The sequence below is a fragment of the uncultured Pontibacter sp. genome, from assembly GCF_947499215.1.
In the GTDB taxonomy this organism is placed as follows: Bacteria; Bacteroidota; Bacteroidia; order Cytophagales; family Hymenobacteraceae; genus Pontibacter.
This window is the reverse complement of sequence record NZ_CANMNI010000001.1, coordinates 1,095,862-1,109,794: the sequence shown is the minus strand read 5'-3', so window position 1 is coordinate 1,109,794 and position 13,933 is coordinate 1,095,862. Positions and strand designations below refer to the sequence as shown.

The following is a 13,933-nucleotide window of genomic DNA, read 5'->3' as shown; positions in this document are numbered from 1 at the left end:
CTTAGTCTTAATTAAATTCGCACATGCAAAAGCCTTACTCTCTCCGAAAGTTTTTCAACGACCTCCATCTGTGGCTGGGCATAGCCAGCGGTCTCGTGCTGTTTGTTGTCTGCCTGAGCGGCACCATCTATACCTTCCGCACCGAAGTGGAAGAAATGCTGGAGCCCGACAAATACACCGTCGCAATTGGCAACAAGGCTTTGTCGCCCGACGCGCTGGTGCGTCAAATTGAACGGGAGAGTGGTGGGAAAGTAACGGCCATTTCTATACCTGAAGACAGAGCCCGCGCTTATGTGCTTTCCGTGAAAAAGGAGGGGGAAGAACGCGGTGAGAGTTTATATGTGAACCCCTACACCGGTGAGGTGACCGGAGGACAGAAAGGCCCTGCCTCGGAGTTTTTCAGCACGGTCATGAAGATACACCGCTGGTTGCTGATGGAAGACGGTACTGGCCGTATCATTGTAGGATCAGCCACCATCATTTTTGCTTTTCTGGTGCTTTCGGGACTAGTTCTTTGGTTTCCGGTGAAGCGCAAGAACTGGAAACAGGGGCTCAAGATCAAAACAAGCGGCAACTGGAAACGCCTTAACCACGACCTCCACAACACGCTGGGCTTTTACTCTTCCATTCTCTTGCTCATCATGGCGCTCACAGGCCTATGCTGGTCTTTTGAGTGGTACAAGGAGGGACTCAGTAAAGTAATGGGAGCCGAAGTGTTCAAAGGTAGAAAAGAGAAGCCGCTGCCATCGGCTATACCTGCGCAAGGCGCTGTGGCCCTATCGGCTGGAGAGTATTTGCAGCAGGCCAACACAGTGCTGGCTTATGCCGGCGACACCCGTCTTGCCTTCGCAGCCGATTCGGCCAGTTCGGTTGTCGTTACCAAAAGCAAGACAGGCTTCATGGCGCTGGCAGCTTCCGACAAGGTGCAGCTCGACCAATACACCGGCGTCCCGCTCAAAGTCGAAATCTTCGCCGATAAGCCTTTCAATGAGCAGGTCGTAGCGATGATCAAGCCGCTTCACTTAGGTGATGTTTACGGACTGTTCTCTAAAATACTTTATTTTATCGCTTGTCTTTTTGCCACTAGTTTGCCTATAACGGGTACATTTATCTGGATCAACAAGCTGCGTAAGAAGCTGAAGAAGAAAAGGGGAGTAGCGGCACAAGTGCAGACCGCCTAGCTTTAGTTTACTTCTGAAAAGCAGGATGCTGCGACAGGGCTTGGTATACCTGCTCTGCATCCTGTTTTTCGAATATCTTCTGGGAGGCGCCAAAGTCCAGCACGAGCTTGGCAGTTTGCTGTTGGGTTTCGGGTTTAAAGGAAACGTAGCACAGCTTACCTATGTCGAGCATAAAAACAGAACGGGTTTCTTCGCTGCTGATGTTTACGCTGATAAAATGCGCGCTTGCTTTCTCCATTGGGTTATACCTAGATCTACCTTAGGTATACGTTAATTCCGGAATTTCTGCGTGATCATGAGCCCGTGGCGGCGACTTTGCAGCACCCCTATTCCCACCCTTCCAAAACGATCGTGCAAGATGTTCGCCCGGTGCCCGGGTGACTCCATTAGCCCTCTGTGGGCAATGTTGAGCGAGGGGGCCAGTGCCAAGTTTTCACCCGCCGTGCGAAAAGGGATGGCAGCAGCGCGAATTCTGTCTCCGGCACTGGCGCCTTCGGGCGAGACATGCGAAAAGTAGCCCCGCGTGAACATATCGGCGGAGTGCCGGCGTGCGACAGTTCTCAGGGCGGTATCGGCCTGAAGCGGCTGCAGACCCTCGGCAATGCGCTCCTTGTTCAATAACTCCAACATGCGCGCCTCCAATTCTGGTTGAGGAACATAGTCATCCGCCGTAAAAGGCAGCTCAATGTACTGGCCCGACTCCGGTGCAATGGTGAGGCGGTTGAGCGTGCGTTTCACGGCCTTGTCAAATACGGGTGCCAGCTCATCCTCGGCCAGATGGGTATACTCCCCAAACCTGTCGGCCACACTGCTGCCCTGCACAAAGCTCTGGAAACGCTCCGGAAAAGGAAAGGACAGGAGTAAAATTGAGATGATGGCGATGGTGATGATGCCGCTCACAAAGCCCGGCAGTGTTCCCAAAATCTTGTTTACTTGATGTGCGTGCATCTCCTCCGAAAAATGATCGAGTATGAGCGTGCCGATAAACTGGATGAGCATGCTGGAGAGGATGGCAATGATGAAAAAGGAGAGAGGCGGAATCCAGTACACGTTCCATTCGGTAGCCCTGCTCAGCCAGTCAGCTAGTGAGGGGTACAGTCGGAAACTCAGCACCAAACTGCCTACCCAGCGTACGAGATCGAGCAGGCTGAAGGCAAAGCCGCGCCGCCAACCCATGTAGGCACTGAAAAGCACGATCAGGATGAGGAGAAGGTCAAGCACGTTCATTCCGTTTCAGGTATAGGGCTTTACGTCTAAGTCTAAAATAAAGATTAAACAGTGCAAATCAAAGCTTTGTTGGCCATTTGCATCTAAAGAGGGTGCATTATGACTCTTAGCCGGTTTTCTGCGTAGACGGAAGAGTCCCAATTGGGAATCTAGATAACGCAAAGATTAGAATTTTATGAATATTGCTGTATATCCCGGCAGCCCCTATCCGTTAGGAGCCACATGGGATGGCGAAGGGGTGAACTTCGCCCTGTACGCCGACAACGCCACTGGCGTGGAACTGTGCCTTTTCAACACGACCGAAGACGAAACAGAGTCGGTGAAAGTAAAAATGACGGAGCGTACCCACCAGATATGGCACGTGTACCTGCCCGAGATCAAGCCCGGGCAACTCTATGGCTTTCGGGTTTACGGACCGTACGACCCGCAAAACGGCCATCGCTTCAATCCAAACAAGTTGCTGATCGACCCCTACGCGAAGGCTGTATCGGGCACTATCAACTGGCACGATTCCATGTTTGGCTACGAAGTGGGCCACCCGGAAGAAGACCTGAAGATGAGTACCCTCGACAGTGCGCCCTTTATACCTTGTAGTGTGGTCGTGGACCCCAACTACGACTGGGAGGGGGTGAAACAACCAAAGATTCCGTACCATAAATCCGTTATTTATGAGGCACATGTCAAAGGTCTAACCAAGCTCCATCCCGATATACCAGAGGAGATTCGTGGTTCGTATGCGGCCATCGCACACCCGGTTACCATTAAGTATCTCCAAGAGCTGGGCATCACCGCCATCGAACTGATGCCGGTACACCACTTCATCACCGACCGCCACTTGGCTGACCAAGGATTGACGAACTACTGGGGCTATAACTCCATCGGTTTTTTTGCACCGGATGTGCGCTACTCCAGTAGTGGAAATCTGGGTGAACAGGTGGTGGAGTTTAAGAACATGGTGAAGGAACTCCATAAAGCAGGTATAGAGGTGATTCTTGATGTGGTATACAACCACACCGGCGAGGGAAACCATATGGGGCCAACACTTTCTTTCCGCGGCGTGGACAACTCCTCCTATTATCGCATGGTGGAGGAGGACAAGCGCTTCTACATGGATTATACCGGTACAGGCAACACGCTCAATGCCATGATGCCGCCCGTGCTGCGTCTGATCATGGACAGCCTGCGCTACTGGATTCTGGAAATGCACATCGACGGTTTCCGCTTCGACTTGGCTGCCACGCTGGCCCGCGAACTGCACGAGGTGGACCGGCTGGGCTCCTTCTTCGACATCATTCACCAAGACCCGGTTATCTCGCAGGTCAAACTCATAGCCGAGCCTTGGGACATTGGCGAGGGCGGCTACTTGGTGGGCAAGTTCCCGCCGGGCTGGGCCGAGTGGAACGGCAAGTACCGCGACTGCATACGCGACTACTGGCGTGGGGCCGACAGTATGTTGGGTGAGTTTGCCGAGCGCTTCACGGGCAGTTCCGACCTTTACCGCGACGACTGGCGCCGACCGACGGCCAGCATCAACTTTATCACGGCCCACGACGGATTCACGCTGCACGATCTGGTGTCGTATAATGAGAAGCACAACGAGGCCAATGGCGAGGACAATAACGATGGAGACGATCACAACCGCTCTTGGAACTGCGGCGCCGAAGGGCCTACTAAAAATGAAGAGGTAAACGAACTGCGGCAACGCCAGAAACGAAACTTCCTGACCACGCTGTTCTTGTCGCAGGGGGTGCCGATGCTTGTCGCCGGCGATGAGATAAGCCGCACGCAACAGGGCAACAACAATGCCTACTGCCAAGACAATGAAATATCGTGGATTAACTGGCTGACAGCCGACAAGGACTTGCTGGCATTTACGCAGAAGCTGATCGCACTTCGCCTCAATCATCCGGTATTTTGCCGCCGACGCTGGTTTCAGGGGCAGCCTATCAAGGGGGTGGGCGTCGAGGACATCAACTGGTTCTTACCCGACGGCACTGAAATGGATGACGAGCACTGGAACCATGATTACGCCAAGTCGCTGGCTGTTTTCCTGAACGGACGCGGTCTGCACTCAGTCGGTCCCAAGGGCGAACAGATCATCGACGACAGTTTCTACGTTATCTTCAATGCGCACCATGAGGACCTCGACTATACCTTGCCGGATGCCAAGTATGGCACCCAGTGGACTAAAATACTCGATACGCACAGTTATGAAGTGAGTGATGAGAGCACTTCTCTCAGCGACGGTGATACCATTCGAATTGGAAGTCGCTCGGTGGTGGTGTTGCACCATTCCGTAGGGCAGCTGGTCGGAGGCTAATTATTAACTAAACTATATTTTGAACATCATGGAAGTGAATATAAAGCACGATAAGGAATACCAACAGTTTACTGCCAATATGGGAGAGGAGGATGCCGAGTTGGCCTATGCCACTCCTTCAGAAGAGGTGCTGGATTTTACGCATACCTTTGTGCCGGAGTCGGCACGGGGCAAAGGCGTGGCCAATAAACTGATAGAAGAAGGGCTGTGCTATGCCGAGGAGAATGGCAAAAAGGTGATCGCCACTTGCCCTGTTGTAAAGAAGTTCATTCATAAGAATCCCAACTATCAGAAGCTACTGAAGGAGTAACCCTCAGTAATATAGTTGATCAGGAAATCTAAAAAAGAGGTATGGCTCGCTTATTATTTGGCGGGCCATACCTCTTTTAGGATTTATAGCGAGCAATGTAGGTAAGGGAGGACAGTACAAGGGAGTGTTTCGACTGCATCTTCTCAATAAGCTGCTCCATTACCAAATAGTCGCTTACTGCCGTACTGATTTCGCCGCACAATAATAGATACTTATACCTGATCACGCTGATATAGCACTTGTCGTCTTTATGAAGCAGAAAATTGCAGATGTTCAGGTATAGCTCCTGAGATGCTTTTTCACTCAGGTCGATCTGCAACGTGTTTTTTATAGCTTTTCTGGCGCTTTTCTTTTGCATAACAATAGGAGGATTTCATGCAAACAGGCATGCCTGATGATTTTCCGAACAGGGCCCGGTTCAAATTTCGAGTCAGGTAGCCGGCGCGGTCGGAAACCGGCAGAAGCGCTGGGCCGTGGCATAAGCGGCAGAGCGAACGGAGTTCAAGCAGCGTAAATGTGGGGGGTGCGACCTGCAGGTATAGCAAACGCTCCTACAGTACCTATTTTGTGCGATAGGAGCGTTTGGTTTATTGTTTTACCAACTGTATTTCACAGTGCACTCTTATCTCGTCGCTCACCACCACACTGCCGGCTTCGGTTACGGCGTCCCACATCAGTCCAAACTCTTTGCGTTTGATCTTGCCGTCTACGCTAAAGCCAGCCTTGGTCTGGCCGTAGGGGTCAACCACAGTGCCATGGTGCTCCACATCCAGCGTAATCGGGCGGGTAGTTCCGCGTATGGTCAGTTCGCCATTCAGCTTCTCGAATCCGGGTTTCAGCTCTTCGTATCCTTTCCCTTCAAACCTGATTTCGGAATGGTTGTCGGCATCAAAGAAATCAGCTGACTTTAGGTGGGTGTCCCGCTGCTCGTTGTTGGTGCCGATAGAGTCTACATCCGCGGTAAATACAATGCTTCTGGCAGTATGAAAATCTTCGCCATCAGTTTCTACCTCCACATTAAATTTGTGAAAATACCCTGTCACGGTGGTGATCATCAGGTGTTTTACTTTAAACTGCACTTCGCTGTGCGCCGGGTCTGAGATCCATTTAGTTGTTGCCATAGTATAGGTAGATTATTTGAACGAAAATATATATAAGTACCAGTGTCTTAAGCATACTGCAACACAGGCAAGATGGTTATGGTCTGGTTTGGGTTTGTTTAGCGGGTGTCGGGAATCGTCGGTTCGGCTCCAGCTCGAAAGGTAGCCACAGCCTCATTCTGGGCATAAAGGGTAAGCACCTCACCGGAAATTCTGTAAGTGTCTGTTTTAGCCAGTACATCCATCAGCATGTTTTCCTGCTCTATGATAGGGCACATCGCACGGCTGGAACTTAGGTTGGTAAGCTGAATGGAGCCATTGCTCAGGCGGTACTTGCCCATTAGACGGTTGCATCCGGTAAAGCCTTTCAGGTCATCGCTGCCCTCCTCAAATCGAAGGTAGGCCGTTCGTGTCTCCGGGTTATCCTTGAACTGTTGGTCCTGCAGGGAGAGCAGCATCCAGTAGGAGCCCTGCAATACAGTATCGCCCTCGCCGAACTGTTGGTTTTTTTCGCGGACGTAACCGCACGCAGCGAGCAAGAAGGGTAGAATGGTAAGAAAGGAAAGGCGTAACATTTTATTCATACAGCATAATTTTTAAGTATAAGCCCTACTGGAACGATGCGCAGGGGCTGAGATGCTTTTTACGCAAACAGCTAGGATAAGATAAACATGTTGCATGAAAAGCAGGAAGTCCACCGGGTGGTGGACTTCGTTTTAAGCTTTATTTCTGGTAGCCGCGAACCCCCGGTCCGTAATTGGTGATAGGGGAGCTGGCCGAGTAGTCAGGGCCTGAGCGGTAGCCGTACCCTCTTGGGCTGCGGCTAGGCGATTCGTCGCTGCGGCGGTCAAATTCGCTCTTGTCGCGGTAGCTGCGCGACTCATAGTTGTCGTTGCGGCCTTGGCGGTCACGGTTGCGGTGGTCGTAGTTGCTGCCATACTGCCGGCCATAGTCGTTCTCGCTGCTGCTGCGCGAGTGCTCACCGCGGTCGTAGTAGCGGTCGTCGAGGCTTTCGGGATCATCTACGCTGCGTCGACCGTCCTGACGGCCATGTGCGTAGTTATACTCTTCGTCGCGACCGTACTGGTCAAAGCGGCGGCCGTGGCCGGTCTGGCGGTAGCTGTTCTCCTGACGTTCGTAGCGGCGGTTGCCATGGTCCACGCCTTCGCTGCGCCAGCCGGTGCCGCGTTCACGTTCATAGCCGCCTTGGCGCTGGTAATTCATGTAGGGGTTTGGGTCGCCGTAGCGGTAGTGGTCGTCCTGTGAGCTGCTTTGGCTGCCACGGTTATAGTCTGCATTGCCGCCCCACTCGTTCTGGTGCATGCGGCCTTGCGTGCGGCGCTCGTCTTGGTTCCGGCTGCTTACATTGCGGTACTCATGCCCTTGGTCTGGCATACCGTAGTAATTGCCTTTGTCCTCGTAGCGGCTCTGGTAGTTTGATAGGTTATCCCTGTGGCCGGAACGCTGGCTCCGGTTACGGTAGTCTCTGTCGAAATTTTGCTCGTCGTTTCTCATAGTTTTGTTTTTTGGGTTGATGATCAACTATGCTTTTTAAACGGGCTTTAGCCGGCAGTGTTCCCTTGGCCGGCTATACTTTGTTAGTGGCCCTTACAGACGCAATTAGAAAAGGACCATGCTGTACCGTGGCCGTGCCAGCCGTTTGCACCTCCACCCGGGTAGGCAATGCCATGGCCAGATTCTGTGTCGGAAACCAAGGGCGCTGCTCCTGAACCACAATGAACATGCCCTCTTCGTTGCCAATGGCCTCAAACAGAGTAGTGGCCGATTTCCAGCGGGGCAGTTCTAGCTGCTCACGGAGCTCACGACTAAAGCCCGCGACATCGGTCACTGGTAAACCAACCTCTGCCAGACCTATTAGCTGTTCTGGTCCAAATGGTGCGTGGCTTTCTGGTGTGGCTTTGTGCGCAATGAGTTCTACAATATTGAAATCAGGATCGTAGAAGTAGAGCGCATAAGCCTCCCAATTTTCGTGCTGCACTATCGGACTGGTCGCGCCCGGAGCGTGTAGAAAGGCCACTCGATCCTGCAGCCACTCCGCCGCCGCCCTGATTCTGTTGCTGGGTATGTTGAGGGCAAAGTGATATGGACCTTCTGCTCTTTCGGGCACTGTGCTGAATGTGATGGTGCTGAAGCCTGCCTGTACGCTGAACTGGTTTTCCGCCTCAGCTAGTGGAGGCAGCCCCATCGTTTGCGTGTAAAAAGCCTTCAGCTTCTCGGGCTGGCTTGTCTGTAATGCAAGCGAAATAATTTTCATAAGACTCCTCCCTGTAATTTGTCGATATAGCCTATACGCAAATAAGGAACAAGCAAGCGCAAGGTATCGCAAAAGCAAACAGTGCCAGTATACCAGACAGGTATGCAATCGCTGTTAACCTCCATAAAAAGCATCACTTCTTTGAATAACACGACGTTTTGACTCCACGTCCGTGCTGGCGTATAAGAGGGCAGCGCCTTTTAAAAGTAAGCAGTGTGTTGGATAATACGACCCTCCTTCTCACATCTCCCGAATTTTAGCTAATTTTGCAGCACTGTGAGAAAGCAAAAGAAGAAGATCAATTTCGAGATACTCGAAAACATAAGAATAGAGGAGATGGTGGCCGAAGGCAAGTGCCTCGCCCGTCATGACAACATGGTGATTTTTGTGGGCGGCGTGGCCCCCGGTGATGTAGTGGACCTGCGTATCACCCGCAAAAAGAAGAGCTTTATGGAAGCCGAGGCGGTGAATTTCCACGCCTACTCGGAGGTGCGCGTGCAGCCTTTCTGTGAGCACTTCGGAACCTGCGGCGGTTGCAAGTGGCAGCACATTGGCTACGACACGCAGCTATATTACAAGCAAAAGCAGGTGCAGGATAACCTTGAGCGCATTGGCAAAGTGCCGCTTCCGCCTTTCGACCCGATTCTGGGCTCAGCCAAAGACAAGTTCTACCGCAACAAACTGGAGTTCACTTTCTCCAACTACGGCTGGCTGACCAACGAACAGATCAAGTCAGGGGAGGAGCACGAGCGCCGGGCACTGGGCTTCCACATGCCGGGTCGCTTCGACAAAATCCTCGACATCCAGAACTGCTACCTGCAGCCAGAGCCGTCCAACAGCATCCGACTGGCCGTGCGCGACTATGCAAGAGCTAACAATCTGGTGTTTTTTGACAAGCTGCGCATGACCGGCTGGTTGCGCAACCTGATCATCCGGACAGCCAATACCGGTGAACTGATGGTGATTGTGCAGGTATACCACGAGGACGAGGAAGCCCTGACAGGTTTACTGGAACATCTGGCTACTACTTTCCCAGAAATCACCTCGCTACAGTATATCGTGAATGGCAAAGGCAACGAGACTTTCCACGACTTGGAGGTAGTGTGCTATAAAGGCCTGCCGTACATACATGAAGAAATGGAAGGTATACGCTTCCGGGTGGGGCCAAAGTCCTTCTACCAGACCAACGGCGATCAGGCGTACGAGCTATACCGCCTGACCCGCGAGTTTGCGGGCCTGACCGGAAATGAACTGGTATATGACCTCTATACCGGAGCCGGTACTATCGCTAACTTTGTGGCCCGTCAGAGCCGAGAGGTAATAGGGATAGAATATGTGCCGAGCGCCATTGAAGATGCCAAAATCAACTCGCAGATCAACGATATCGCCAACACCACCTTCTATGCCGGCGACATGAAAGACATTCTGTCGGATGAGCTGATCGAGCGCCATGGCAGACCGGATGTGGTGATCACGGATCCGCCGCGTGCCGGCATGGATGAGAAGGTAGTCGCCAAGTTGCTGCAGGTGCATGCCAACCGCATTGTGTATGTGAGCTGCAACCCGGCCACGCAGGCCCGTGACTTGGAGTTGCTTTCTGAAAAATATGACGTTACCCGTGTGCAGCCAGTGGATATGTTCCCGCAGACGCACCACGTAGAAAATATTGTTCTGTTAACAGCTAAATAAAAGCGTATGCAAAACGATCCTGAATTAAACGGTAAATACCTCGGCACCATTTCAAAAGACTTTGTGGTGGTAGCCGAAACGCTGCGCGAAGCTTCTTACCAAGTGCGCAAGCGCAACATATCCAAGTACCCGATCTTCGTTTTCTCCCGAACAGAAGTGCCAATCGGCTCGCTGTTTCTGGCAAAGGAGGAACTGGCATTGGAGTGGAATATCTACGCCTCTTACTTGGAGGATTTCATTAAGCATAAACTGGTTGATGAGGAGAAAGTAGAGGACTTCGCCGCGGCTTACAAAGACCCGGATGAGTTCTGCTGCCTGTTTGTAGTGGATGGCGAGAACTTCACCAACTTCGTGTTCATCCCATTCCCAGAGGATTGATTGTAGATACACGAGAGCATAAAACAAAAAAAGGAAAGCCGTAAAGCTTTCCTTTTTTTGTTTGTCTTAAAAATGCTGCCAGCCCTGTGCCTGCAACGGGAAAGATTGCCCGTGTTTGTTTGCTAGATTTATACCTTCGCTCTTGTCAGTGATCTTGCCAATAATGCTGATATCCGGGTGGTTTTTTACTTTGTCGTAATCTGAAATAGGCACTGTGAACAGGAGTTCGTAGTCCTCGCCGCCGTTGAGGATGCAGGTGATCGGGTCGAGGTTGAACTCCATGGCCGTCTCCAGCATTTGCTCGTCTGCCGGCAGGTTGTCTTTGTAGATAGTGGCTCCCACGCCTGACTGAGCGCAGATATGGAACAACTCCGATGCCAGTCCGTCTGACACGTCGATCATGGAAGTCGGCTTGATGTCGCGCTCCTTCATGTCGTGGATTACATCCATGCGTGCCTCTGGGCGCAGCTGACGACCCACAATATACTGCTTGTTCTCCAGATGCGGCTGCATTTCCGGGTCGGCCATAAAAGCCTGTTTCTCGCGCTCCAGAATCTGCAGACCGAGGTATGCCGCACCGAGGTCTCCGGTCACACAGATCAGGTCGTTTTCTTTGGCACCGCTGCGCAGCACTGCTTCGCCTTTAGCCACTTCGCCAATCGCGGTAATGCTGATCACTAGTCCAGTGCGGGAAGAGGTGGTGTCGCCGCCCACTAGGTCTACGTTGTAGTTCTCACAGGCAAGGCGCATGCCTTCGTACAGTTCCTCTACTGCCTCCACGGTGTACTTGGCACCCAGCGCGATGTTAACCGTGATCTGTGTCGGCTTGGCAAACATAGCCGCAATATCCGACACATTCACGGCAACCGCCTTGTAACCCAAGTGCTTGAGAGGGCAGAAGGTGAGGTCGAAATGCACGCCTTCGAGCAGCATGTCGCTGGTCACTACAATCTGCTTTTCGCCCGGCTCCAGTATGGCCGCGTCGTCACCGATGCCTGTGATGGTGGAAGGCTGGCGCAATTCTATTTTGTCCTTTAGTCGCTTGATGAGGCCAAACTCGCCTACTTCGCTTAATGGGGTATAGTCACTCATGTTTTTCTCAATTATACCTGCAAAGGTACGCAATTTATAAGGTATAGGCGTAATCCACCTATCACCGACATTCATAAACAATATTTGCCTCAGAAATAGTAGTTTTGTAGCTAACTCTTGATGATGGGAGAAAGGACGAAAGAAATTAAGTCCTTATAATCTGAATTGACTCAAATGAAAAATAAAGTAGTGCTGATAACCGGCGGCACATCCGGTATAGGTAAGGCGCTGGCCTTTGCCTTTGGCGGGGCAGGGGCGAAGGTGGCCTACTCCGGCCGCAACCAACAGAACCTCGACCAAACGGCGCAAGAGCTGACAGCGGCAGGTATAGATAACCTCGCTGTTAACGCTGACGTGAGTGTGGAGGCCGATTGCGAGCGCATGGTAGCCGAGACGGTAGCCAAGTACGGGAAACTGGACATCCTCATCAACAATGCAGGCATTTCCATGCGCGCGCTTTTTGCGGATCTCGATCTGGACGTGCTGCGCAAGGTAATGGACATCAATTTCTGGGGCACGGTGTACAGCACCAAGTTTGCCCTGCCCTACATACAGGCGGCCAAAGGCTCCATCATCGGTATTTCTTCTATTGCCGGATACCGTGGTCTGCCGGCCCGCACGGGGTACTCGGCTTCTAAGTTTGCGATGCACGGTTTCCTAGAGACCTTGCGCACGGAGTTGCTGCATTCCGGCGTGCACGTGCTGATCGCCTGCCCGGGTTTTACGGCCTCCAATATCCGCAACACCGCCCTCGCCGCTGACGGGCAGCAACAAGGCGAAACCCCGCGCGATGAGCAAAAAATGATGAGCGCCGAAGAAGTGGCCGACCGCATTCTGCAAGCCACCATCAAGCGCAAACGCGACCTCGTGATGACCACCCAAGGCAAGATGGCCGTTTGGATCAACAAACTCTTCCCGAGCTTGGCCGATAAACTGGTGTACAATGTGATGGCGAAAGAGAAGGACTCGCCTTTGAAGAAATAATAATTGCTGAACAGTAGAAAAAAGAGCGGTCCGCCTTAGGGAGACGGACCGCTCTTTTTATGTGGTAAGTATTAGTAGAGGTTAGTGTTAGTAGAAATACATCATGCCACCGCCGCCGTCAAATCTTGGATTTACGACGTTGTTGAAAAGAGAGCCGAACCGGTACCGGATTCCAAAGTTGAAAAAGAAGTCATAGTTGGAGTCCAGTTGGCGCCTTCTGGTTAGCAAATCTTGGTCAGAGACTGTACCTTTTATAATGTTCAGCTGGTCCCGCTGTATGGCATAATAGCCGCCCACATTAAAGGAGAAGCCTTTGAAAAGGCGGATATCCCCGTAGCCTGAAAAGGAAAGCCGCTTCTTGGAGAAGTCGTGGAAGTAATGGCTGAAAGAAGTCGAGCCGCTGATCTGCCCCCATTTCTGATTAAAGCTCACGTCCAGTGACAGGCTCTCCTGAAATCTGAACTCCTTCATCTGAGAAAAAATGGTTTCCTCTATGTAGTTTAAATAGCGTGGACCGACCTTGTACATGAGGCCTACATAGCGGTTATTGGACTCGGAGTAGGGGAAGAAATTGTACTCAATAGCAGGGGTTACAGCTAGGTCTAGGTCGTAGTTGCTGTAATCGGACTTCTGGGCACTGACATAGCCACCAGCTGACAAATGGTTGGTGATAGACCATACCGTGGTGTTGCTAGCGCTATAGCGCCTGTTGGTATACGTGAACATCTCATCGCCCTCCCCAAACCGGTTGTTGTTCTCATTTGCGTTTATGGAGAAGCTGGTCTTCAGTTTGTCTGTTACTCTGTTGGCGCTTATGCCCCCGTTCAGGCTGTTGCTGGAGTAGTTTCTGTCTCCGCTGAAATGGCCACGCAAATTGAGGTTGAACACCCAGAAATTCCAAGGGTCCTCAGCAGGGGTGGTGGCAATCTCGGGGGCATCGCTGTTAGCGTCTTTAAAGGAAATGATCATGTCCTTTGCCTTCTCCGTTTTGAGTAGGTAAGGCATGAGGCCCAGTTTTATCTTTGCAACAGCCTCTTTGCGGTCCTCATCATCCGTAGCGACAGCCTGTCTCAGGTATGACTTGGTCTCAATCATTCCGGCAAATTTCTCCTGCCCCTCGAACTGGAGCTTATACTCACGGCCTCCGCTTCCAGTGGACTGAGAGGTAATCAGAATATAGACATTGGCCTGAAATCGATCATTCACATAATCCACAAAGGTGATCTCGCGCTTAATATAGTCGGTGTCGCAGTAGGCTTGGCAGTCTATAAATACCCGGAGGTTGTCAATTTTAGTTGTTGGGGATTGGGCAAGGCATACGTTTGCCATTAGGAGGGCAAGTACGAGACTTAAGATTGTTTTCATATAAAGGCAAGA

The 13,933-nt window shown here is 51.7% G+C and carries 15 protein-coding genes; 6 read left to right on the top strand and 9 right to left on the bottom strand.

Features of this window, described 5'->3' with window-relative positions; genetic code table 11:
* Window positions 1-23 precede the first annotated feature (23 nt).
* On the top strand, window positions 24-1,181 hold the full coding sequence (locus Q1A04_RS04850; protein WP_299701971.1) for a PepSY domain-containing protein: 1,158 nt from the start codon (window positions 24-26) through the stop codon (window positions 1,179-1,181).
* 7 nt (window positions 1,182-1,188) lie between these two features.
* Here Q1A04_RS04850 and Q1A04_RS04845 read toward each other — a convergent pair whose 3' ends face one another.
* Entirely contained in the window at window positions 1,189-1,419 is a 231-nt protein-coding gene (locus Q1A04_RS04845; protein WP_299701969.1) for a hypothetical protein, read from the bottom strand.
* Window positions 1,420-1,451: 32 nt separating this feature from the next.
* Entirely contained in the window at window positions 1,452-2,408 is a 957-nt protein-coding gene (locus tag Q1A04_RS04840) for a CvpA family protein (RefSeq protein WP_299701968.1), read from the bottom strand.
* 175 nt (window positions 2,409-2,583) lie between these two features.
* Between Q1A04_RS04840 and glgX the strand changes: the two genes are divergently transcribed.
* On the top strand, window positions 2,584-4,728 hold the full coding sequence (glgX, locus tag Q1A04_RS04835; RefSeq protein ID WP_299701966.1) for a glycogen debranching protein GlgX: 2,145 nt from the start codon (window positions 2,584-2,586) through the stop codon (window positions 4,726-4,728).
* Window positions 4,729-4,756: 28 nt separating this feature from the next.
* On the top strand, window positions 4,757-5,038 hold the full coding sequence (locus Q1A04_RS04830) for a GNAT family N-acetyltransferase (RefSeq protein WP_299701963.1): 282 nt from the start codon (window positions 4,757-4,759) through the stop codon (window positions 5,036-5,038).
* 76 nt (window positions 5,039-5,114) lie between these two features.
* Here the strand turns inward: Q1A04_RS04830 and Q1A04_RS04825 are convergent, their stop codons facing one another.
* The 5 genes from Q1A04_RS04825 to Q1A04_RS04805 all read right to left on the bottom strand — a co-directional run bounded on the left by Q1A04_RS04825 (window position 5,115) and on the right by Q1A04_RS04805 (window position 8,413).
* Window positions 5,115-5,396 carry a hypothetical protein gene (locus tag Q1A04_RS04825; RefSeq protein ID WP_299701960.1) on the bottom strand — a complete coding sequence of 94 codons (282 nt, stop codon included), beginning with the start codon at window positions 5,394-5,396 and terminating at the stop codon, window positions 5,115-5,117.
* A 229-nt stretch (window positions 5,397-5,625) separates the two neighbouring features.
* Entirely contained in the window at window positions 5,626-6,159 is a 534-nt protein-coding gene (locus Q1A04_RS04820; RefSeq protein WP_299701956.1) for a YceI family protein, read from the bottom strand.
* 98 nt (window positions 6,160-6,257) lie between these two features.
* Entirely contained in the window at window positions 6,258-6,722 is a 465-nt protein-coding gene (locus Q1A04_RS04815; protein WP_299701953.1) for an META domain-containing protein, read from the bottom strand.
* A gap of 139 nt (window positions 6,723-6,861) precedes the next feature.
* Window positions 6,862-7,653, bottom strand: coding sequence for a hypothetical protein (locus Q1A04_RS04810; protein WP_299701950.1), 792 nt, complete (start codon window positions 7,651-7,653; stop codon window positions 6,862-6,864).
* A gap of 73 nt (window positions 7,654-7,726) precedes the next feature.
* Window positions 7,727-8,413, bottom strand: a complete 687-nt coding sequence (locus Q1A04_RS04805; RefSeq protein WP_299701948.1) for a hypothetical protein — start codon at window positions 8,411-8,413, stop codon at window positions 7,727-7,729.
* A 276-nt stretch (window positions 8,414-8,689) separates the two neighbouring features.
* On the opposite strand from Q1A04_RS04805, the gene rlmD reads away from it, so the two are divergent.
* On the top strand, window positions 8,690-10,102 hold the full coding sequence (rlmD, locus tag Q1A04_RS04800; RefSeq protein WP_299701945.1) for a 23S rRNA (uracil(1939)-C(5))-methyltransferase RlmD: 1,413 nt from the start codon (window positions 8,690-8,692) through the stop codon (window positions 10,100-10,102).
* A 6-nt stretch (window positions 10,103-10,108) separates the two neighbouring features.
* The gene (locus tag Q1A04_RS04795; RefSeq protein ID WP_299701942.1) at window positions 10,109-10,480 is read left to right on the top strand and encodes a hypothetical protein; all 372 of its coding nucleotides are present in this window, start codon (window positions 10,109-10,111) and stop codon (window positions 10,478-10,480) included.
* Between the two features lie 66 nt (window positions 10,481-10,546).
* Here Q1A04_RS04795 and thiL read toward each other — a convergent pair whose 3' ends face one another.
* Entirely contained in the window at window positions 10,547-11,572 is a 1,026-nt protein-coding gene (thiL, locus tag Q1A04_RS04790; protein WP_299701939.1) for a thiamine-phosphate kinase, read from the bottom strand.
* 174 nt (window positions 11,573-11,746) lie between these two features.
* On the opposite strand from thiL, the gene Q1A04_RS04785 reads away from it, so the two are divergent.
* The gene (locus Q1A04_RS04785) at window positions 11,747-12,556 is read left to right on the top strand and encodes an SDR family oxidoreductase (protein ID WP_299701936.1); all 810 of its coding nucleotides are present in this window, start codon (window positions 11,747-11,749) and stop codon (window positions 12,554-12,556) included.
* Window positions 12,557-12,643: 87 nt separating this feature from the next.
* On the opposite strand, the gene Q1A04_RS04780 is transcribed toward Q1A04_RS04785, so the two are convergent.
* Window positions 12,644-13,921: a hypothetical protein gene (locus Q1A04_RS04780; protein WP_299701934.1), complete on the bottom strand. Its 1,278-nt coding sequence runs from the start codon at window positions 13,919-13,921 to the stop codon at window positions 12,644-12,646.
* Window positions 13,922-13,933 lie beyond the last annotated feature (12 nt).

Coding starts and splice junctions, on each gene's coding strand:
- Q1A04_RS04850 (WP_299701971.1), top strand. CDS start 24: ATGCAAAAGCCTTACTCTCTCCGAAAGTTTTTCAACGACCTCCATCTG.
- Q1A04_RS04845 (WP_299701969.1), bottom strand. CDS start 1,419: ATGGAGAAAGCAAGCGCGCATTTTATCAGCGTAAACATCAGCAGCGAA.
- Q1A04_RS04840 (WP_299701968.1), bottom strand. CDS start 2,408: ATGAACGTGCTTGACCTTCTCCTCATCCTGATCGTGCTTTTCAGTGCC.
- glgX (WP_299701966.1), top strand. CDS start 2,584: ATGAATATTGCTGTATATCCCGGCAGCCCCTATCCGTTAGGAGCCACA.
- Q1A04_RS04830 (WP_299701963.1), top strand. CDS start 4,757: ATGGAAGTGAATATAAAGCACGATAAGGAATACCAACAGTTTACTGCC.
- Q1A04_RS04825 (WP_299701960.1), bottom strand. CDS start 5,396: ATGCAAAAGAAAAGCGCCAGAAAAGCTATAAAAAACACGTTGCAGATC.
- Q1A04_RS04820 (WP_299701956.1), bottom strand. CDS start 6,159: ATGGCAACAACTAAATGGATCTCAGACCCGGCGCACAGCGAAGTGCAG.
- Q1A04_RS04815 (WP_299701953.1), bottom strand. CDS start 6,722: ATGAATAAAATGTTACGCCTTTCCTTTCTTACCATTCTACCCTTCTTG.
- Q1A04_RS04810 (WP_299701950.1), bottom strand. CDS start 7,653: ATGAGAAACGACGAGCAAAATTTCGACAGAGACTACCGTAACCGGAGC.
- Q1A04_RS04805 (WP_299701948.1), bottom strand. CDS start 8,413: ATGAAAATTATTTCGCTTGCATTACAGACAAGCCAGCCCGAGAAGCTG.
- Q1A04_RS04795 (WP_299701942.1), top strand. CDS start 10,109: ATGCAAAACGATCCTGAATTAAACGGTAAATACCTCGGCACCATTTCA.
- thiL (WP_299701939.1), bottom strand. CDS start 11,572: ATGAGTGACTATACCCCATTAAGCGAAGTAGGCGAGTTTGGCCTCATC.
- Q1A04_RS04785 (WP_299701936.1), top strand. CDS start 11,747: ATGAAAAATAAAGTAGTGCTGATAACCGGCGGCACATCCGGTATAGGT.
- Q1A04_RS04780 (WP_299701934.1), bottom strand. CDS start 13,921: ATGAAAACAATCTTAAGTCTCGTACTTGCCCTCCTAATGGCAAACGTA.